Annotated in this window: 22 protein-coding genes; 7 read left to right on the forward strand and 15 right to left on the reverse strand. The window is 35.4% G+C overall.

The genetic code is table 11. The annotated features are described in order from the left end of the window. Positions 1–410: 410 nt before the first annotated feature. The 6 genes from DJ93_RS26210 to DJ93_RS26235 all read right to left on the reverse strand — a co-directional run bounded on the left by DJ93_RS26210 (position 411) and on the right by DJ93_RS26235 (position 7,626). Positions 411–1,901: an alanine/glycine:cation symporter family protein gene (locus DJ93_RS26210; protein WP_042983966.1), complete on the reverse strand. Its 1,491-nt coding sequence runs from the start codon at positions 1,899–1,901 to the stop codon at positions 411–413. A gap of 155 nt (positions 1,902–2,056) precedes the next feature. Further along, positions 2,057–3,541 (reverse strand): aldehyde dehydrogenase family protein, encoded by a 1,485-nt coding sequence (locus DJ93_RS26215; protein WP_042983967.1) that lies wholly within the window; start codon positions 3,539–3,541, stop codon positions 2,057–2,059. Positions 3,542–3,559: 18 nt separating this feature from the next. Then, entirely contained in the window at positions 3,560–4,456 is an 897-nt protein-coding gene (gene dapA / locus DJ93_RS26220) for a 4-hydroxy-tetrahydrodipicolinate synthase (RefSeq protein ID WP_042983968.1), read from the reverse strand. 22 nt (positions 4,457–4,478) lie between these two features. Next, entirely contained in the window at positions 4,479–5,420 is a 942-nt protein-coding gene (locus tag DJ93_RS26225; protein WP_042983969.1) for a proline racemase family protein, read from the reverse strand. Beyond that, on the reverse strand, positions 5,417–6,454 hold the full coding sequence (locus tag DJ93_RS26230) for a proline racemase family protein (protein ID WP_042983970.1): 1,038 nt from the start codon (positions 6,452–6,454) through the stop codon (positions 5,417–5,419). The genes DJ93_RS26225 and DJ93_RS26230 overlap by 4 nt, the downstream gene beginning before the upstream one ends. Further along, positions 6,451–7,626: an NAD(P)/FAD-dependent oxidoreductase gene (locus tag DJ93_RS26235; protein ID WP_042983971.1), complete on the reverse strand. Its 1,176-nt coding sequence runs from the start codon at positions 7,624–7,626 to the stop codon at positions 6,451–6,453. Before DJ93_RS26235 ends, DJ93_RS26230 begins: the two co-directional genes overlap by 4 nt. Positions 7,627–7,808: 182 nt before the next feature. Between DJ93_RS26235 and DJ93_RS26240 the strand changes: the two genes are divergently transcribed. From DJ93_RS26240 to DJ93_RS26255, 4 genes are all read left to right on the forward strand, one after another. Next, entirely contained in the window at positions 7,809–9,470 is a 1,662-nt protein-coding gene (locus tag DJ93_RS26240) for a sigma-54 interaction domain-containing protein (RefSeq protein WP_042983972.1), read from the forward strand. A 74-nt stretch (positions 9,471–9,544) separates the two neighbouring features. Continuing rightward, complete coding sequence (locus tag DJ93_RS26245) at positions 9,545–9,817, forward strand: (2Fe-2S)-binding protein (protein ID WP_042983973.1); 273 nt, start codon at positions 9,545–9,547, stop codon at positions 9,815–9,817. After that, positions 9,814–10,146 (forward strand): (2Fe-2S)-binding protein, encoded by a 333-nt coding sequence (locus tag DJ93_RS26250; protein ID WP_042983974.1) that lies wholly within the window; start codon positions 9,814–9,816, stop codon positions 10,144–10,146. The genes DJ93_RS26245 and DJ93_RS26250 overlap by 4 nt, the downstream gene beginning before the upstream one ends. Further along, positions 10,143–11,372 carry an NAD(P)/FAD-dependent oxidoreductase gene (locus tag DJ93_RS26255; protein ID WP_042983975.1) on the forward strand — a complete coding sequence of 410 codons (1,230 nt, stop codon included), beginning with the start codon at positions 10,143–10,145 and terminating at the stop codon, positions 11,370–11,372. Before DJ93_RS26250 ends, DJ93_RS26255 begins: the two co-directional genes overlap by 4 nt. 234 nt (positions 11,373–11,606) lie before the next feature. Here the strand turns inward: DJ93_RS26255 and DJ93_RS26260 are convergent, their stop codons facing one another. Both DJ93_RS26260 and DJ93_RS26265 read right to left on the reverse strand, forming a co-directional pair. After that, positions 11,607–11,915, reverse strand: a complete 309-nt coding sequence (locus tag DJ93_RS26260; RefSeq protein ID WP_042983976.1) for a YxcD family protein — start codon at positions 11,913–11,915, stop codon at positions 11,607–11,609. Then, positions 11,903–12,352, reverse strand: a complete 450-nt coding sequence (locus DJ93_RS26265) for a hypothetical protein (RefSeq protein WP_042983977.1) — start codon at positions 12,350–12,352, stop codon at positions 11,903–11,905. Before DJ93_RS26265 ends, DJ93_RS26260 begins: the two co-directional genes overlap by 13 nt. A 268-nt stretch (positions 12,353–12,620) precedes the next feature. On the opposite strand from DJ93_RS26265, the gene DJ93_RS26270 reads away from it, so the two are divergent. From DJ93_RS26270 to DJ93_RS26280, 3 genes are all read left to right on the forward strand, one after another. Continuing rightward, positions 12,621–13,385 carry a DUF1836 domain-containing protein gene (locus DJ93_RS26270; RefSeq protein WP_042983978.1) on the forward strand — a complete coding sequence of 255 codons (765 nt, stop codon included), beginning with the start codon at positions 12,621–12,623 and terminating at the stop codon, positions 13,383–13,385. 384 nt (positions 13,386–13,769) lie between these two features. Further along, on the forward strand, positions 13,770–14,387 hold the full coding sequence (uptA, locus tag DJ93_RS26275; RefSeq protein ID WP_042983979.1) for an undecaprenyl phosphate transporter UptA: 618 nt from the start codon (positions 13,770–13,772) through the stop codon (positions 14,385–14,387). 118 nt (positions 14,388–14,505) lie between these two features. Beyond that, on the forward strand, positions 14,506–14,730 hold the full coding sequence (locus tag DJ93_RS26280; protein WP_042983980.1) for a hypothetical protein: 225 nt from the start codon (positions 14,506–14,508) through the stop codon (positions 14,728–14,730). A 47-nt stretch (positions 14,731–14,777) separates the two neighbouring features. Here DJ93_RS26280 and dltD read toward each other — a convergent pair whose 3' ends face one another. The 7 genes from dltD to DJ93_RS26310 all read right to left on the reverse strand — a co-directional run bounded on the left by dltD (position 14,778) and on the right by DJ93_RS26310 (position 21,217). Continuing rightward, a complete protein-coding gene (gene dltD / locus DJ93_RS26285) occupies positions 14,778–15,959 on the reverse strand; it encodes a D-alanyl-lipoteichoic acid biosynthesis protein DltD (RefSeq protein ID WP_042983981.1) in 1,182 nt (393 codons plus the stop codon). 239 nt (positions 15,960–16,198) lie between these two features. Then, on the reverse strand, positions 16,199–16,366 hold the full coding sequence (locus DJ93_RS32905; protein ID WP_161785263.1) for a hypothetical protein: 168 nt from the start codon (positions 16,364–16,366) through the stop codon (positions 16,199–16,201). A 109-nt stretch (positions 16,367–16,475) separates the two neighbouring features. Continuing rightward, entirely contained in the window at positions 16,476–18,098 is a 1,623-nt protein-coding gene (locus DJ93_RS26290) for a peptide ABC transporter substrate-binding protein (protein WP_042983982.1), read from the reverse strand. 20 nt (positions 18,099–18,118) lie between these two features. Beyond that, positions 18,119–19,123: a C40 family peptidase gene (locus DJ93_RS26295; RefSeq protein WP_042983983.1), complete on the reverse strand. Its 1,005-nt coding sequence runs from the start codon at positions 19,121–19,123 to the stop codon at positions 18,119–18,121. Positions 19,124–19,183: 60 nt separating this feature from the next. Next, positions 19,184–20,236: a dipeptide epimerase gene (locus tag DJ93_RS26300; protein WP_042983984.1), complete on the reverse strand. Its 1,053-nt coding sequence runs from the start codon at positions 20,234–20,236 to the stop codon at positions 19,184–19,186. A 69-nt stretch (positions 20,237–20,305) separates the two neighbouring features. Further along, positions 20,306–20,632, reverse strand: a complete 327-nt coding sequence (locus tag DJ93_RS26305) for a DUF3870 domain-containing protein (protein ID WP_042983985.1) — start codon at positions 20,630–20,632, stop codon at positions 20,306–20,308. 228 nt (positions 20,633–20,860) lie between these two features. Continuing rightward, on the reverse strand, positions 20,861–21,217 hold the full coding sequence (locus DJ93_RS26310; RefSeq protein WP_042983986.1) for an FtsB family cell division protein: 357 nt from the start codon (positions 21,215–21,217) through the stop codon (positions 20,861–20,863). Positions 21,218–21,487: the final 270 nt, after the last annotated feature.

Genomic DNA, 21,487 nt, shown 5'->3' on the forward strand with positions numbered 1-21,487 from the left:
AAAACGAGAATAACTATAGTTGCCTAGTCATCTTCTCTACATTCATTATAAGTCGAGAGATATTGCTAAAAGAACCCTTTAAAAACTTTCTCAAATCTGTTTAAACAGAGGAATAAAACAAAAGCTCTCGACTATATGAAACAATTAAAACTCTTTCGATAAGTTCAATAAAAAAATCTCCGTAAAAATATTATTTTCTAAGGAGGTACCTATTCTATTTAGTATTTTTGATTTCTACACTAAATCATAGACCCTTGCACTAAATTTTTTGTATAGTACTTTTTCATTCTCAAAAATGCAGCTTACATACAACTAAATTCCAAAGATTCTTTACTTAACTAACTTGAATTAATTTAACACCATTGTCCAAGTTAAATAGATTGAATTTTCAGTTTTTAAACTCCGTAAATTTATAATTTTACACTATCATCCACAGATACTTTCTCCTTAGAGCTTTTCCTTGCACCCTCTTTACTTCTCTCTTCCCAAATCACTAAACCTTCAATTCCCACATTTTTAGGATCAAATACTGGATTCTTCCCTTCTTTTTTCTGCACCTCATAATCTTTTAACACTTTTAATGCGGTTTTACTTAATAACAGGATCGCAATAAGGTTTAACCATGCCATACTACCAATTCCTAAATCCCCAAGATTCCATAAAAGTGAAGCTGATTCTACACTACCGATATAAACCATAATTAAAAATCCAATTTTCAAAACTGGTTTTAACCAGCCATATTTCAATTCACGATCTAAATAAGTGAGAGTCGTTTCTGCGATATAGTAATAAGCAAGCAAAGTTGTAAACGCGAAGAAGAAGATTGCAATTGAAATAAATAGAGGACCAAACCCTGTCATAACAGTTTCAACTGCTTGTTGTGTATAGATTGGACCTGCCTCTACATTCCCTATGTTTTGTACAATAGCACTTTTCCCTTCAGGTATTACATTGTACATTCCTGTAATTAAAATCATGAGCGCTGTCGCAGTACAAACGACGATTGTATCAATGTATACAGAAAAAGCTTGAACCAATCCTTGTTTTGCAGGATGCGATACTTCCGCAGCAGCAGAACTATATGTCGCTTCTCCAACACCAGCGACGTTTGAAAATACAGCCCGTTTTACGCCCCATGCAATGGCTGCACCGACGATTCCGCCAAACATTTCATTTACACCAAATGCACTTGAGAAAATTAAAGCAAACATACTTGGAATTTCCGTTACATTCGCAATTAATATAATGCATGTAACAATTACATAGCCTATTGCCATAAAAGGTACTAACATTTGCGACACACCAGCAATTCTTTTTACTCCTCCAAAAATAATTGCTGCTAATAGCACAACTAAAAATATTCCAGTTATATATTTGCTAATGCCAGATGAGTTTTCAAACCCAACAGCGATACTACTCGATTGAATACCTGGCAATAAAACGCCATATGACAGTGTTACAACTACTGCTACAATTACTGCAAACCATTTCATTTTTAAGCCTTTCTCAATGAAGTATGGTGTGCCACCGCGATATTCATTTCCTACTTTACTTTTATATACTTGAGATAATGTTGATTCAACAAATGCACTAGCTGCTCCTAAAAGAGCCATCACCCACATCCAAAATACAGCTCCAGGCCCACCAAAAGCAATTGCTGTTGCTACCCCTGCGATATTACCTATTCCAACCCTTCCTGATAGAGCCAAACAAAATGCTTGGAAGGATGATATTCCAGTCTCTGAGCTTTTCCCTTCAAAAAGTAGCTTAATCATCTCTTTAAAATAACGAATCTGTAAAAAACGAGTCGCAATGGTGAAATACACTCCTGCTCCTAATGCAAAAACAACTAAACCAATACTCCATACTTGCCCTACTAACCATTCTACTAACTTCTCCATCCAAATCCCCCTTATAATTCTTTTGAAAAAGCAATTTTATATATAAGAAAACGGACAACCTTTATGATACATTCCAGTTGTCCGCATCTCTTACTATTTCACCATTCTTATATCCCGCTATTTGTGGGGAGTAAAACTCCTCACTGAATAGTATTTTACTTTATATTTACCCAAACACTCTTCACTTCTGTATAATTATCAAGCGCATATGAACCTAACTCACGTCCAATACCAGATTGCTTATATCCACCAAATGGTGCAGCTGCATTTTCCAAGTTATAATCATTAATCCACACTGTTCCTGCCTTCAATGTATTTGCAACTTGATGGCCAGTTTTAATATTTTGTGTCCATACGCCTGCTGCTAATCCGTAAGATGAGCGATTCGCCCTTTCAATTACTTCTTCCGTCGAATCAAACGGGAGTACAACTACAACTGGTCCAAATATTTCTTCCTTAACGATTGTCATATCGTCCGTAACATTCGTAAATACAGTTGGCTTTACGAAATAACCTTTTTCAAATGCACGTTCTCCACCAGCTGCAACTGTAGCACCTTCAGCTTTTCCTTGTTCAATATAAGCTAGCACACGCTCTTGTTGTTTTTTAGATACGAGTGGACCCATTTCTGTATCTGTTTCCATTCCTGCTCCAAGTCTAATGTTATTTGCTCTTTTTACGAGTTCTTCTACTACCGTTTCATAATGTTTGCGATGAACAAATACACGAGATCCTGCGCTACAATTTTGACCGTGATTATACATAATACCTTGGAATGCCCCGTTAATCGCTTCTTCTAAATCAGCATCTTCTAAAATAATATTTGGTGACTTACCACCAAGTTCTAACGTTACATGTTTAATTGTTTCCGCAGATTGTCGCATAATATATTTCCCTGTAACTGTTGAACCCGTAAAAGCGACTTTATCAATATCATGATGATTTACAATAGCCGCCCCTGCTTCTGGGCCAAAACCTGGTACAAAGTTTACAACACCGTTTGGAAAACCTGCTTCTTTAAAAAGCTTCGCAGTATAAAGTAAAGATAAAGGTGTTTGTTCTGCTGGCTTTAATACAATCGTACAACCTGTTGCAAGTGCAGCTCCCATTTTCCAAGAAGACATAACGAGCGGAAAATTCCACGGAATAATTTGACCTACAACGCCAACCGGTTCATGGCGTGTGTAATTTAAATAATCTTTTGAAATTGGAATCGTTTGCCCGATAATCTTTGTAGCCCACCCTGCATAATAACGATAATTTTCTACTGTCGCTGCAATATCATCATCAAGAGCTACTTGATATGGTTTCCCATTATCTAACGCTTCTAGCTGTGCTAATTCTTCTTTATGTTCTTCAATTAAATCCGCTAGTTTATAAATAAGGTGTGCTCTTTCAGCAGTTGTCATTTCTGCCCAAGGGCCTGTTTCAAAAGCAAATCTTGCCGCTTTTACTGCGACATCAATATCTTCTTCTTGTGCTTCACATACGACAGCTAGAACATCTTCTGTTGCTGGATTGTACGTTTCAAACGTCTTCCCGCTAATAGAAGGGACAAATTCTCCATTAATAAACATTTTAATTTCTTCATTTAAAAACGCTTTTACTTTTGGTTTTAGCTCAATATTTGTTGTTAACATATATACACTCCTCCTTTTTTAAACAGCTGCGTGAGTTGCAATTTCTGATAAAATCGTTTGAAGCTTTTGATCTTCTTCTTCAGTTAATCTTAATCTTGGATAACGAGAAGGTCCTCCAGCTTGCCCGTGTAATTCCATTGATCGTTTAACGATTTGTACATATTTCCCTGACCCTTCAAGAAATTCACAAAGAGGTAAAATCGCATCATTTATCTCCCACGCTTTTTCTAATTCACCATTTTGAAAATGCTCATACATTTTCGTAACGAGTCCCGGTACAATATTTCCTGCTACTGAAACCCATCCCGTTGCACCTACTAAATAAGATTCCATAACTAAATCTTCAGATCCGCAGAAAACTTGAAAAGCACCTTCACCCTGTCTTACTAAATCTCTCGCTTTGCGAATATCTCCGCTCGACTCTTTAATATGTGTAACATTTTCACACTCTTTTCCAATTCGAAGCATAAGTTCTGTACTCATATCAACCCCAGAAGTAAATGGATTATTGTATAACATAATTGGTATATTTACAGCGTTTGAGATTTCTTTAAAATGAAAATAGATTTCCTCTTCTTTCGGTTTACAATAGTAAGAGTTTATAATTAATGCACAATTCGCTCCGTGTGCTTCTGCATGCTTCGTATATTCAATCGTTTCTTTCGTTGTCTCTGCTGCAGTTCCAATGATAACAGGAACACGGCCATCAACTTCTTTTAACACTGTTTCTACCATTTTAAATCTTTCTTCTTTTGATAAACTTACAAACTCTCCTGTACTTCCGTTAATGATGATACCTGCAACCTTTTGGTCGATAAAGTAGTTTACGTTTTGTTTTACCCCATTCCAATTAATCTCTTGAAACTCATCCATCGGTGTTATTAATACTGGAAATGCCCCTTTAATTTTTTGCATATTTATCTCTCCCTTTAATATTTTATTTTAATAAGAAACCTGTCGGAAACGGATCTGTAGGGTCTAATAGAAACGTCTGCATCCCTGTAATAAATCCTCTACTTTCAAAGCGGAAAATGTATCCTAATTCTTCCTTCTTCACTTTTTCCACTGTTATAAAGCTATTAAATATACTTTCATTTTTAAAAGGTTTATTCGTTATAAAATCATTTTTAAAGAAAGCATGAACATAAGACACAATTGTAGAAACAAATCCCGGTGAACGCACAATAAAGTTATCTTCATGAAATGTAATTGTCTTTATATTGTTCTCTTCTTTTTTCGAAGAATCTACTAAAATAAGTCTTTTAATTAGAGATTGTTTTTGTATAGCTTGAAGTATAGCTTCTCCCCATTTTTTTAATTCAGAAATGTTTTCAATACGAATATCTGGTGAAGACGTATCCTTTTCTACAACTGCATATACTTTATCTGCTTGTATAAGAGAATAACTTATATTACCAATCTTCAAGTCTTTCTCAACCATATAACATAGTTTGCTTTCAAACGAAACAGATACAACTTCATCATGCTCTATATAAGCGTGAACTGAAAAAATGCCAGACAACGTTTCAATTTTGTATTGATTAGTATCTTTCTTTTTTAAATATCCACTTTCTAGTAACATCGTTATTACGGCGACAATACCACCATAATGAAGAGGGATTGAACCTTCATGATTAAAAAATAATACAGCTGCATCCACTTCATTATGAATAGAAGGAACGACAATACATCCATTTAAACCGATAAAACCACGTGGTTCATTTAATAAAAGCTTCATTTCTTCTGCTAATTCGCCTGAAAATTGTTCATTTAATTGTTCCAAACTGTAGTAGTATTTGCATGGTACGTCTTTCATTACACGAAATGCTTCGCCAGCTACGTGCACATCTACTGCTGTATACATTTTTTGAATGTTCATTTTACATCCTCCGTTTCATGCTCCATCGGTGGAATTAGCAAAAAGCCTTCTTTAAGTGGATCTTTTTCATTGTGAAAAAATCTATGCATACCCATAAGCCAAGCTGAACCTGTAATGTTTGTTACTACAGCTTCAACATTTTCTACATATGTCGTATTTATGACACACCCTTTAAATAAAGAGCCAACGATACTCTCATGAACAAACTCTTCATCGATTTCGACTTTTTTATTAGCGTATAATACTGCTAGCTTCGCTGATGTTCCTGTACCACAAGGAGAACGATCTATTCCTCCTGGCGGAACAACAACTGTATTTTTCACATGCGCACTTTCATGAGTCGGATCTGTATAAAATTCAACATGTGTTAATCCTCTTATAAACGAATACTCTGGATGAATGATTTCAAACTTCTCATTAATAATATTTCTAATATGAATCGCCTTATCAATGATTGTAGATGCGTTTTCTGGTACTAACTCTAAACCTACCGACTTCGCATCGATAATGGCATAAAAATTCCCTCCATACGCAATGTCAGCCTCTACAGTTCCAATTTCTTCGACGTGTACAGTAATATTTTTCAATAAAAAAGCTGGTATGTTACAGAAGGAGACTTCTTTCGCTTTCCCATCTTGAACAGAAATATCTACTTCAACTAAGCCAGCTGGTGTATCTAGCTTTAAAGAAGTAACCGGTTCAACTACTGGAATTAAACCTGATTCAACTAAAGCTGTACATACACCGATTGTATCGTGACCACACATCGGTAAATATCCACCTGTCTCTATGTATATAACGCCTATATCTGCTTCCGGATGACACGGATCTGTTAATAGTGCTCCTGACATTACATCATGACCACGTGGCTCATTCATTAATAACTTGCGAATCCAGTCATACTCTCTTTTCATATGTAACATCTTTTCTGCCATCGTCTCTCCAATTAACTTGGGAAGTCCGCTAATTAATGTCCTCGTTGGATTCCCGCCCGTATGTGTATCAATTGTCGTAAAGACTCTTTGTGACCTCATCCGTTTAACACCCTTTCTGTAAAACGACTCAAACGAAGTGGTTCGATAGGAATGATTGTTTCTTTTTCATTTAATAACTCTTCTATTACTTTCCCGGTAACTGCCGCAAGACTAATTCCATCTCCTTCATGCCCTGCTGCAATGAAATAGTTTGGAATATGCTCCACTCGTGAAATAATCGGCAAATGGTCTTCTGTCCACGGACGTAAACCAGCATAAGAACGAATCACCATCATATCTGCCATTTTCGGATAAAAACGAATCGCTCTGTTCGCAATACATTTAATAACCTCGTTGTTAATCCTCGTATGAAATCCTACAAATTCTCTACTACTACCAATTAAAAAGTTTTGGCTTTCTGTCGGTTCAAATACAAGCGCAACCCCATACTTTTCAGTCAATGCATCCACTTTTCGTTTTCCGCCAAACTTAGAAATCAAATAACCAAATTCCATTACTTTACGAGAACCTACGTGTTGCTGTCTTGAAGCTACAATTATATGTCCCTTTCTCGGTTCGATTGGGATATTCACATCTAACATCTGTCCGATTTTTGGAGCCCAAACACCAGCTGCATTCACAACTTGCTTTGCAGTAAACGTTCCATTTGTCGTTTCTACAATAAAGGAGCTGTCTATATCTCTTTTCATTTCCTTTACTTCCGTATGGTTAAAAGCTTTTACACCAAATTTTTTGGCCTCTGCTAGAAGTGAAAAAGCAAGAAGGTATGGATTTACAGTCGAATCAGTTGCACATTCTAAACCACCTAATAAATCATCCGCAAAAAATGGTGATTCCTCTCTTATATCTTGCCTATCTAGCATACGAAACGGTAAACCAGCTTCTTTTTGCCGATTGACCCATTGCTGCGCAGCTTCCATCTCTTCGTCTGATTCACAAACGAGAATACTTCCAGGTGCCCTATATTCAAATGAGTGCTCCAACTCTTCACTTAGTTCTGTTACTAACTTTTGACTTACTAATGACATTTGACTATCAAACCCTGGGTCTTTATCAATCGCCAAAATATTCCCGTCACACCGTGAAGATGTCCCACTAACAAATTCCCCTTTTTCAATGATTGTTACGTCTCTTCCATATTTTGAAGTGTAATACGCAATAGAACAGCCTATAATTCCACCACCTATTACTAAAACCTCACAGTGCCTCACATAGCACCCCTCCTTTCTTTCAAATCTCTCACCTTCTATTTATGCAATTGGTATGCCAACTAAAAATATATACATTTTCATATGTAAGAAAAAACATTTGTAAAAATATTTTGAATTTAACTAAAATAAGTGTATTATTTTCTTATCAGTGTCTATAATTTTTTACACTACAGGAGGTCAATATGGCATTTTCATTTCCATCAATAAAAGAACTTATAAAATATTTTTCAACAAATAATACGTTCGACATTAGCCATATCGAACAAAGACATGGAGAATTTTATTACTATCCTTCATCTGCAGAGCCATTTACTTGTGCGGTCCTATATGAAAAAGACTCTTTTTCGACCTTAATCGAAGCATTTTCTAACCATTTAGCAGTCGTTATTGTTAATAAAACGCAAGACCCTATATGCTGTATAACAGCTAAACAAATGATCCCTTTTCTCTATCGCTCATACAATCAATTACAAGCATTTTATGAAACCGTTATTCAAACGACTGATTCTTCAGTCACTGTTATCGATGATAAAGAATGTGTTCGAACATGGACAGACGGTGCCGAGAAAATCTTTTCCGTACAACATGAAAACATAATCGGACAACCTATTACTCGTTTTTTCGATTACAAAGATTTAGAAATCCTGCAATCATTACATACAGGGAAAAGTATAGTCGCCCAGTATCATCAACCTCGCTCCGATCTGTTTGTATTAATCAATTCAAATCCTGTTTATTGCGAGAACAAAATTATCGGTGCAGTCGTTTCTGAAACAGATGTTACAAACCAAGTTGTACTAAATGAAAAATTATTTAATATGTCACATGAAGTGCACCGTTTAGAACAAGAAGTAGCAAAATATAAGGACACACCCGATCCCTTTCATTCCATGAAAGGAAAAAGTCCTATCATACAAAGGACCATTCAATTAGCTAGAAAAGTTTGTTCTGTTAAATCAACTGTCTTAATACTAGGAGAAAGCGGTGTCGGAAAAGAGTTGTTTGCAAAAGCAATTCATGAGGCCAGTGAGAAAGCAAATGCCCCTTTCATCTCCATTAACTGCGGTGCAATTCCAGAAGCGTTATTCGAAAGTGAATTATTCGGATACGAGCGCGGAGCTTTTTCTGGCGCGAATAGTAAAGGTAAGAAAGGCAAAATAGAACTTGCACAAGGTGGCACTTTATTTCTCGATGAAATAGGCGAAATGCCGCTTGATATGCAAGTGAAACTTTTACGTGTACTGCAAGAGCGAAAGTATTACCGGGTTGGTGGAGAAAAAGAAATTAATATTGATTTCCGCATTATTGCAGCGACAAATCGTGATTTACAAGAAGAAATGCAAAAAGGAAAGTTCCGTGAAGATTTATACTATCGTTTAAATGTTGTTAGCTTACATATTCCGCCATTGCGCGAGCGAAGAGAAGACATAATCGAATTAACCTATTCCTTTTTAAATGACTTTTCAATTACCTATAAAAGGCCAGGGCATGATTTACCTTCAGAAATTATGCACGAACTCCTTCACTATAATTGGCCAGGGAATATTCGTGAGCTTCGTAACGTTATCGAAAGACTCGTCGTATTTGCAACAGATGGCATTATAAAACAAGAATATTTACCCTTTCATACAAATAATACTTCAGAAGAAATTACATCTCATTCCTTATTAGCCAATAACAGCAACTCAATTTTGTCTTTACAAGAAGAGATGGAGCAATATGAAAAGAAAGTAATCGAAAGAGCTTTACGAATTTTAAATGGTAATAAATTAGAATGTGCGAAACAACTCGGTGTAACAAGGGCTACATTATATAATCGCTTAAAAAGGCTCGGACTATACTAATCTCCTTCCTCCCTCTATATTGGCATAGTTTTTGCATTATAATTTTTGCAAACCGAACTAGAGGGGGAATACATATGTCTAATAAAGAAAATTTAATTGTTTGTCGTTGTGAAGAGGTTACATACGGACAACTTCAATCGACAATTGCTGAATATAATTGCTCGGCCCGGGAACTAAAACTTAGAACACGTGCTGGTATGGGCTTTTGTGGAGGGCGTACATGTAGAACGACGATAGATCGAATGATAGAAAAAGCCAATCCTAAAGTAACTACCAATGAGATTCCATTAAAGTATCAACCGCCAATACGTGCAGTCACTTTTGGGTCAGTAGGTGACAATCAATGAATAGAATTATACACCATCCTATTTTAGGTAGTTTAGAGGATAAAGAGCCGATTTCTTTTCAGTTTAACGATAAAAAATACGAAGCATTTGAAGGTGAAACGATTGCAGCTGCCCTACTCGCGAACGGCATACGAACTTTGCGGGTTCATGAGGATAGCGGTACACAGAGAGGAATTTATTGCAACATCGGTCATTGCTATGAATGCCGCGTAACAGTCAACAATCAAACGAACGTGCGGGCGTGCTTAACCGTTGTAGAAAACGATATGATTGTTGGAAGTGGAAAACAACTTCCCAATATTGTTAGAAAGATGGTGGAAAAGCGATGATCGATGTAATTGTAATTGGTGGGGGGCCTGCTGGATTATCCGGTGCAATCTCTTGTGCAAGTTCTGGACTTAAAGTGCTTGTTATTGATGAATTTATGAAGCCTGGCGGGAGATTATTAGGACAGTTACATCAAGAACCTTCTGGAGAATGGTGGAACGGAATACAAGAATCAAAACGCCTTCATGAAGAAGCAAACACACTTTCAGTCGATATTCGGTGCGGTGTTTCCGTATATAATTTAGATAGAGATGAAGACTCTTGGTTCGTACATACAAATATAGGCACATTAGAAGCACCATTCGTACTACTTGCTACCGGGGCTGCTGAGTATTCTATTCCCCTTCCCGGCTGGACTCTTCCGGGAGTTATGTCCATTGGTGCTGCTCAGGTCATGACAAATGTCCATAGAGTTCAAGTTGGTAAAAAAGGCATCATTATCGGCGCCAACATTTTATCATTTGCCATTTTAAACGAATTACAATTAGCTGGTATTACAGTGGAGCATATTGTAATTCCTGAAAAGAGTGAGCTGAGCCAAAAAGCTGGTGAACCAGAAGAGGTTTTAAACTCACTATTAAACACCGCCCATCTCGCTCCATCAGCTTTACTACGCATTGGCAGCCATTTTATGAAATATGATTGGATTCGAAAAGCTGGATTAACCTTTTATCCAAATAACGGGATGAAAATAAACGGGACGCCTCTTCACCTTCGTAAAGCAGCGCTTGAAATTATCGGAAAGGATCAAGTTGAAGGTGTTCGTGTTGCCAACATTGATCCAACGGGCAATATCATTGAAGGATCTGAGGAAGTATTTGAAGCAGACTTCGTTTGTATATCAGGAGGACTATACCCGCTTGCAGAGCTTGCCGCTGTAGCAGGATGTCCATTCCATTACATTCCTGAACTTGGAGGACATGTCCCGCTCCATTCAGAAGCAATGGAAACCCCTCTAGACGGTTTATTTGTGGCTGGAAATATTACTGGAATTGAAAGCGGAAAAATTGCGATGGCGCAAGGAACTGTGGCTGGTCTTTCTATTGCTAAACATGCCGGTAAAGATTTCAATATAATCGAACAACAATTACAACGAGCGATTCAAAATGTTCACGCCGTTCGCCAGCAAGCTGCGATTCAGTTTAATCCGATGGTTGATGTTGGTAGACGGAAGATGAATGAACTATGGCGTAGTTATTCTTCACATGAAGCTAAACAAATTATATAGCTTATTAAAAATAAAAAGTGTCTAGCTTAGCTAGGCACTTTTTATACAAAGATAATGTACGTAAGTCCGTACTTATTTCACTTACGAATTGTTATATAACCTCAACAGTTTTACTACTAGGTTTTAACAAAATGATGTAAATATACACCCTCCTCAAAATTCCAAATTAACTTTCAGTATAAAATACACATACTAAAAAGAGCTGCTGAGATTGCTCTCAACAGCCCTTTTTCACTACTCATCTGAGTTATTAAATTTCGCTAATGCGAAAATACCTTCTTCATCATCTAATTCAAGCTGTAATCTTGCTGCAAATGAATTGACGTTATATTCTCGATCAAGCCATAAGCGAAGTGCTTCAATTAAGTTCGCTTGAATTAATATTTGCTGACGACCATTTACTTCTACTTCAGCAGAGAAACCATAGTCGTCATCATACATAAGTTCTACTAGAACTTCTTCTGGACTAACTTGTCTTTTTTCAGCGATATACACACAAAGTGCATTTATAAGCTCTTGCTCAGAAATTTTTATTGTTTCCATGCTACTTCTTCCGCCTTTTTCTTACGTTGGTCTTTAAAGTATTTAAATGCACGAACTGCTAACATTACGATACCAGCCATTACTAACATGTTTACCATGAATGCTAATACAGAACCAAGTGCCCCCATATTCGCAAATAAGCTTCCCATTAATAAACCACCAAGACCACCTAGTAATAAACCTTTCATAAAGCTTCCTTTATTACTTTTTGGTGCTGTGTTTGTTGCTTTTGTTTTTGAATCTGGAGTTGTTTTTTGAGAATTTACATTTGAATCTTTTTTGTTTAAATCAACTTTTGAGTTTTGACCTGAACTTGGTGTAAATGATTTTTTACCAGACTTGTAACTTTTTGCTGCTGCATGATCTACGAACATAAAGCTGCTAGCCCCGAAAATAACCATAAATGCAGTCATTACTGTAACGAGTTTTTTCAACATATTATATCCATTCTCCTTTTACTATAGATATATGTGAAATCTATCTTTCTATAAAAATAAGAATGATAGATTTATTTTAGAACCAAATAAAAAGTTCTTATGAACTCATTATATGAACTTTTGTCGAAATATGCAAGTATTATTTACTTAAGACAATTCCATGACAAAGCATAACAAAGGAAAAATTAAGCAAAACAGAATTGACTTTAAATGAAACAAAACATATTATAGGTTCATAAGAACTTTTTATAATTTTGGAGGTGAAAAGATGGAAACATTTCATCTCACACGAAACGAAATGGCAACGCTCCTTCTATCACTAAGAGGATGGAATACAAAAAAGCCTCTCGGTATTTTACAAGAAGCTTGGGCAAAGTCACATAAAAAAGATATTGAAAGCGGACAAAGCGTTACTGCTTTTATTACAACCGCACTTTCACCTATTTTTGAAAAACTGATTAAGATTGACGATACGGACGTCGGGTTTTCTTTAAATGAAATTGTTGCGCTTGGCAACCAGATTGAAAACACTAGTTTCTCTGTAACTGCTATGCAAAACTGGGTGAAACGAGATATAAAAGAAATGATTGGCTCACCTCAAAAAGGTAAGAAATACTCAATCGAACAAGCGGCTTTACTATTCATTGTCGAAGATTTAAAAACAGCACTTGATTTTGAATCTATTCGCAAGTTATTACGACTCATTGTAAACGACCCTGCCGATCGAAGTGATGATTTGATTAACCCTGTTCATTTATATGTAGCTTACTCCTCTTTATTTGAAGAATTAAATCAAGGGAATTGTTTACAACTAAATGCAACAGATACCATTCATACGATTGAAAACATTGTGAAAGAAAAAGCAGATAAAATTGCGAGTCAGTTTGATCAAATTAATAACGAACAACGCGAAGCGATTCGTAACGCTATTATTATCGCAACACTCTCTGTACATACCGCATATGTACAAATGTTAGCGAAACGTTACGTTTCGGCGACACTGTTTTTACAAAACTTAGATGTGAAGCCGTAAAAAAGAGGAGCAAATTACGCTCCTCTTTTTATGTCATTATAAATTATGGTATACGAAATTATATCAACGATTTTTCCGATATATCAACTATACGACAAGGGATATCAACATTGCGGAAAAAAACAACAAAGATAAAAACACCCTCCCCTATTTTTACTACATATAAAATGAGAAATTTTTAATACTCTTTTCATTATCTCTTCATGAAAACTCAATTCATATCCTTTACTATAGAAACTAGAAAAACATATATGAATTATAAAAGCGTCTTGGAATGGCAATCAATTCAATAAATAAGGTATAATTTGCATGTGGTAAACTTTTTATGTTGTTAAATAAAAAAGACTTTTATTCGAAAAAAATTATGAACTAGCAGGTGCAACAATGTTAAGTAGTTTTATTCATTCTGTATTAACGTTTTTTGAAGGATTAGGTTATTGGGGCATTATGCTTGGACTTATGATTGAGATTATTCCAAGTGAAATCGTCCTTGCTTATGCAGGATACTTAGTATCAAATGAAAGTATTTCTTTTATAGGCGCAGTTATATTCGGTACAATTGGCGGGGTTATTGCACAAATCTTTATTTATTGGATTGGACGATACGGAGGACGCCCTGTACTAGAACGTTATGGAAAATATATTTTCATTCATAAAAAACAAATTGATGCTGCTGAAGTATGGTTTAATCGTTACGGAACTGGCGTAATTTTCACAGCACGTTTCATTCCTGTCGTCCGCCATGCGATTTCAATTCCTGCCGGAATTACAAAAATGCCGCTTTTACGTTTCATTACATTAACAGGACTTGCGATTATTCCTTGGTCTATCATTTTCATTTATTTAGGTGAAAAGCTTGGAGAAAACTGGGGTAATATAAATGAAGTTGCTGGCCCATATGTGAAATCGTTCGCTATAGGTGGAGTTGTGCTTATTATTTTGTATTTTGCAATGAAAGTTGCCTTAAAGAAACGAAATAAAATCGATAAGCAAGTAAAATAAATATTTAGCCTCGATAGACCCCTTTCGAAATTTGAAGGGGTCCTTTCTTATTTTCAAAGGGATAAGCAACAATCGAATCCCTTCCTTCGTATAGTAGTTAAAAAGGAGTTATTCACCTATGCATTGGCAACAAAAAATACAGTACTTAATCGGACGTCCTGTCGGTATCTCCTTCATTAATGGGCAAGGAACTTCTGGCGTTTTATGCAGTGCACATGATGGCCAAGTTTTTGTTTACGAATACCTTTATCAAGCTCAATTCGCAATGAAACATTATGACTTTAAACAGATTCAAGATATACATCCCTTCCCAAATTGTCCGCACCAAAATCCTTTATACTAAAAAACAGGAACGGCTTAATTGCCGTTCCTGCTTCTAGCATCTACATATTATTTTTCAGAATAAAATTTCTGCACTGCTTCATCTACATAGATCCAGCCTTTCCAGCCTAAATGAATCGTATCTTTTAAGAAGTACTTATCGTATTCGTGGCTCGAGAAATCTACAATCGGATATCCTGCTTTCTCAATTTGCTCGTGAACCTTTTTATAATAAACATCACGGCGCTCTTTCGGGAAGCCTGTGTAATCATACCATGGTCCATTTACAGGAACAGAAATAAAGAGTGGCTTTACATTCTTTTGTTTAAAAATATCTAAAACGATTTGTAAGTCATCATATTCTGGCGAATCATCGTAAGACTCATTCGCTCTAAAGTTTTTCAACGACTTTAATTTCTTTTTCAAATTATTTTTATAATAGTACGGGTTTTCAATTCCAAATGTATTTGTTGTAGATTCTAATTGTCCTTCTTGCTCTGCAAGTTTACGTGCATCTTCCCAAGAAAGTGAACGTAATCCTACATTCTTTTTCTCTTTCATCGGTTCAATCTTAAATAGAGAGTTAAATAAATCTCGATGATCTAAAATATTTCGGTGCATATAAGCTAGCGGTTTGACTAACCCCGCTTTTACGTTATGTGTTCTATCATTGTATACAATACCTTCTAATGAACTTTTTAAAATCGCATCCTTACGAACAACTTTATAATCTAGTAATCGTTTCGCAATTTTCTTTTTCATTTCAGGTTGTATTTCATCATTAAAAATAAAATGATATGCTTGTTGCTTAGAGAAATTATTCGTAAAATCTCCTTCTTTTACACCGCTTTTTGTAAACCATTGAGGCGAAAGAACAAACACTACTTTCTTTCCTTCTAATTGGTCAATTGTAGACGTCATATTTAAAATATGAGCTAAACTTTGCGTACCACCAGTACCTATTAAAAATGGTGTAAAACCTGCAGGGTTTACTTTAAAATAATTAGATGGATGATATGCATCCATTCGAGAAAACTCAGATGAACCGTACATCGGTAAATACTTCGAATTCTCTAACATTTTTTGTTGTAAGAAAACGCCTTGTAATTTCTCTTTTTGTAAGGAAGTTGCCGCATCTTCAACTTTTTTATCACTAATTAATGATACTAAACTTTTAGATGGGATAAGTAGTACAATTAAAAAGAGTATACACGCTAAAATAATTGGTCCAAAAGCATGTTTCATCTTCATCGCTTATCCCACTTTCTTTTACTTAAAAATTGTAACCCTCGTTTATGACACGTCATCATTCTTTTTCTCCTTTATTCTATAAAAATGCTCCATTCTATGTATCTATTTTTTACATATATATGTTTCCTCCTTCGCCTCTACAAACTAATGCACTCATAGCGTCAGAAAATGTTTCCAAAGAAACATATTAATTATACAAGATTCTACATATATTTCACACTGCAAATTTAGTAATAATTTTATTTTTCATTGTCGAAAAAACACGTTAAATGTCTATTTCCATTTGAAGGTCTACAAAACTCAAAATACGATAATAAACGTCCGGTATGATCAACATTTTCTACATTTGATTTTCTCATATATAATCGTTTCGTATATAATGCCTTTCCATCTACAATAACAGACATAATTCCCCTTCTTACTCTACTTACATACCGGTAAATTATACTATAGTTCTTTTTCATTCTTGGATAAAAAAACAGACTAACGTATAAACGAAGTCTGTTTTTTTGCACTCTATTTTTGTATATCTGCCCATTTTAAGCTCGTTGCTGGGCCGAATTGATGTACGTATAATTCTTTCACATATGGCTTTTGTAAATAAGACAGTCCGCGCTGGAATACTGGTGCAATTACTCCGTCATCAAGTAACATTTTTTCTGCGTCTTGCATTGCTTTCCATCGTACTTTTTCATTGTTTCCTAATTCTGTTTTTATCTTCTTAATTAATGCGTCATATTCTGGATTTGCATACCCTGTATTATTCACACCACTTTCTGAAAGAAAAACTTCTAAGTATGTCATCGGATCTGGGTAATCAGGTAACCAACGGGATAATGACATTTCATATTCTTTCTTTTTCTCTAGCGCTAGTTTTTGAGAGTGTGGCTGTAGTTTCACGTTTACTGTTAAACCAGGTAAACTCTTCTCTAATTGTTCTTTAATATATTCTCCTACTTTTTTAAAGTTTTCTAGATCATAGTTTAACATTTCTAACGTTACTTCATTTGTCCCAGTTTCTTGCTTTGCTTTTTCCCAATATTCTTTCGCCTGTTTTACATTCGTTTTATTAAACTCACCTGCTGTTTCTCTAAAATCTTTTTTATCTGGCCCCTTTAAAAATCCTTTCGGAACGTAGTAATTAGCAGCTACCGATCCATCATTTAAAAATGAAGTTGCAAGCCCCTTCTTATCAAACGCAAGGCTTAATGCAAGGCGGGCATTTTTATTTTTAAGAATCGGTACATTTTCATTAAAACGGAAGAAGTACATAACAGGATCTGTATATTGTTTCAGTTCTTTATTATTTTTATATTTATCAACGAACTCTGTAGAAATGACAGCACGGTCAACTTTATCTGTTTCATATAAATTTACCGCCGTCGAAATTTCTTTTACGATTTGATAATTTACTTCATCTAATTTCACTTCTTTTTCATCCCAATATTGATTGTTTTTCTTCATTGTGAAACTTGCTTCATGTTTCCACTCTGATAATGTAAATGGCCCATTGTACACTGTTTTATTTGCTTCTAAACCGTACTTATCACCTTGTCCTTTCGCATACTTTTCATTAATTGGATAAAAGGATGGTAAGCTAAGTAACTTCGTAAAATACGGTACAGGATGTTCTAATTCAACAACAAATGTTTTATCATCTTGCACTTTCACACCTAATTCCTCTAATCCCATTCGCTTCTTATTTATCTTTTCAGCGTTTTTTACATCATACGCAATATATGCATATTGAGACGCTGTATCTGGATTAATAAGTTGCTTCCAAGCATATACGAAATCATGAGCTGTTACTGGATCTCCATTCGACCATTTGGCATCACGTAAATGAAATGTATATGTTTTTCCATCTTTACTAACTTCATATGTTTGCGCCGCAGCTACAATGACTTCATCATTTTTTGATAATCGGAATAATCCCTCCATAACATTATTCAAAACATTAAACGAAACAGCATCTGTTACTTTTACTGAATTCAATGATGGGATTTCACCAGTTTCTATTAACTGCAATACTTTCTTCTCATCTTTCGGTTTTGTAGTTGTTTTTTCTTTCCCGCAGCCAACTAAAAATGAAGAGACAAGTAGCGTACTAACTAATGAGTAGCGGACAATCTTTTTCATTTCAACCCCCCCCATTCGTTTTAATAAGGTAAGTAACGACGAGCGCCAGCGTATTCTTCTATATATCCTGGTGTATTTAAAGGAATAATTTCAACACTTCTTTCAGCTCTTGGAGAGTGAATCATATTCCCGTCACCAATATACATCCCTACGTGGTGAACACTTCCTTTTCCTTGATTATGTGCAAAGAATATTAAATCTCCTTTTTGTAAGTGATCTTTATCAACCGCAATACCTGCTTTTGACTGCGGTCCAGAATCTCGCGGAATTGTAATTCCATGAGATTTATAAATTGTATGAGTAAAACCGGAGCAATCAAATCCAAATCCACTTGTTCCAGCCCATATATATGGTAACCCTAAAAACATCTTCCCAGTATTCACTAAATCATCACCTGTTGGAGTAGGAATATCATTTTGGGAACGATAAACAGCACCATCTTTCTTTCGTAACCACGCCTTTTGACCATTTGGCAATAAAACACGATATGAAATAGCATCTTCACTAATAAGCGGTAAACGCGTATTATAACTCACTTCAAGCGCTTTATTTTTTTCAGACGGATTTATATATAAAATCGCTGTTGGTTTTGTTATTAAAACGAATGGCTGATCTGTCTTTTCTGCAAATTCTTGATTATATGTCAATTGTTTCGCAGGCATCCACCCTGGATAACCTTCTTCATTTCGCGGTGTTGGTTGCCCATGTACTAACACTTTCACCCATTCACCTTGTTTATCAATGACAGTTACTTCTTGACCGAGTAAAGCTTGCGTTTCTAATTTATTTGTATTTGTTAACCAAAGCTTTTCATCAAGCGTCATAGATTTCGTCCATTTCCATAAATCAACAGGATTTGTCGCACTCGGCTCATCAATTGGACGAAGTAAATCAGGTCCGGTCCATAACGTTGCAGCAGCTACATCTATAAATGCCTTATTATCCTTGTTTTCTTCAGCACTTACCGCTGTGAAAGATGAGAAAATAAATAAAGTCGTCAATAATGCAGTTCCCATTTTTTTCATAAACATCCCCCTTAAAAGATAGTTTATAAGTTACACATTTTTCATAAATCCAGCATTCTTCTAAGATTTTATATTCACTGCATGATGCAGGTTTACCTTTGATCCGCTAAAACTCATTCCATCTGGCTCTTCTAATAACCATAACGGAGCATCAAGGTCAAAATAACGAATGTTCGGATGTGCAGCGGCTATATGCGCAACAGCGCTAACTGAAAGTGAAGATTCCATCATGCTTCCAACCATACATTCCACACCTGCTGCTTCAGCGATATCAGCAATTTTCCAAGCTTCTCGTATACCACCGCACTTCATTAATTTAATATTTAACAAATCTGCATAACGTCCTTGAACGAGCTTTAGCGCATCCACTGCCGAAAAAACACTTTCATCAGCCATAATAGGCGTTTGTACATTGTCTTTTACATACTTTAATCCATCCCAATCTTTCGCATGAACTGGTTGTTCCACAAATTCTATATTTAAATTTCTATTTTCCATTTCTTTAATAATAGAAACAGCTTCTTTTGGACTCCACCCTTGGTTTGCGTCTAAACGTAACGTCGTATCTTTTGACACAATATTTCTAATCGCCTCAATGCGTTCTAAATCTAAATGAGCAGATTTACCAACTTTAATTTTTAATGTTTTAAATCCCTTTTCCACATGTTTCTTTGCTTCTTTCGCCATTAGCAAAGGCTCATCTACACTTACTGTAATATCGGTATGAATCTCTTTCATTCCACCTAATAACGCATATAGGCGTATATTATGAAATTGACAGTACACATCATATAAAGCCATATCTACCGCTGCCTTGGCACTTGTATTTCCTACACAGCTCGTTTGAATGTGCAGCAATAATGTTTGAAATTGAAGTATATCTTTCCCAATTAATGCCGAACGGATTGGTCCTAAAATCGATTCTTCTATCCCATTTGCAAAGTCACCTGTAATAACCGGTGTTGCTGTCGCTGCTCCTCTTCCGACGATCCCTTCATCCGTATGAATAAACACATCAATACTTTCAATTTCTGTTACAGTGCGTAGCGCGGTTTTAAATGGTGTATGAAGTTTAACGTATCGACGTTTTACCTTTACATCCGTAATTTTCATTTTACTCATCCTTTCTTTGTCCAATAAAAAAATCCAGCCATAAGAGCGATTCTTACGGCTGGATTTTGTCTATGAACTGGTAGACAAAGCAGCAATTTGATTATATTTTTTCTGTGCATCTTTTAAAGCAACAAGCAGCGCCTTTTGAGATGAACCGAAATAACGATTTTTTATTTCTGTTACTAATTCTGGATCATTAATATTTTTATGTAGAAATAAATGTTTTACAAATTGAGAGGTTAATGCAATTGTTGCTGAACAATCTGCATCCACAATTTCTCCTGTATCCTTTTCAATTACAAATGCTACAAAATAACTTTTAAATTTCTCTGTAATAGGATTATTTTGAGGTGCTTTCGCATCCCCTACGACATAAATCGTATTCGAAGCGTACACAGCTATCTTCCTTTCTTATACGAGGATAACGGTTTTCTTAAGAGACGTATGAGCTGTAAACTCAACGTTGATTAAAAAACGTATCCACTTACTAAATATTATAATCAATTGACAGAATTTTAACAATATTTATTCCGATATATATTCCATAATTAAGTAACCAACCTCTGAAAATATATATTCTAACTTGCTAGCTATTTTGCTAACTGTCTCCTCAATATTAAATATTTACTTAGGCAATACAAATATCGTTTCGTTCGATTTGGAAAATTGATATTCTTTCCTCGCAAACTTCAAAATTTCTTCTTCGTTATCCGTTAAATTTTCAACTTCACTTTTTAAATAACGTGAATCTTTCTTTAAAGAAACCAATTGTTTTTGCTGATTATTAATTGTATCCCGTTTCCCTTTAATCATTTCTTGTTGTTTCGTTAAAATATAATGGACGTAAAAAGTCGCCGCTGAAATAAAAATAAAAACTAAAATCAACCGCCTTATCTTTTTCTTGTTTATAACTCGGTGTTCATTCGGTTGTGATTGATGGTGTGGTATATTAGGAACATTCACTTTCTTGAGTCTCCTCATTTTCAAATCCCCCTAACCCATTTTATTTCAATGCTACCGGCATGATCTCTTATAAACCTAAATTCTATTCTTATAAAATAAGCTCCTTCATAAAAAAATCTCATAAATCAACCAATTAGAGATAGCGTTCGACGACATCTCTATATTTCAGATGAAAATTTTTATTGTTTATGCTACAAAATAGTAGTTTATGTTATTCTTTTTCATCTATTGTAGAAGTACGTTTAAACACATAAATCTCCTCGTTACATATGAATGTTATAACATCCT

The organism is Bacillus clarus (assembly GCF_000746925.1).
In the GTDB taxonomy this organism is placed as follows: domain Bacteria; phylum Bacillota; class Bacilli; order Bacillales; family Bacillaceae_G; genus Bacillus_A; species Bacillus_A clarus.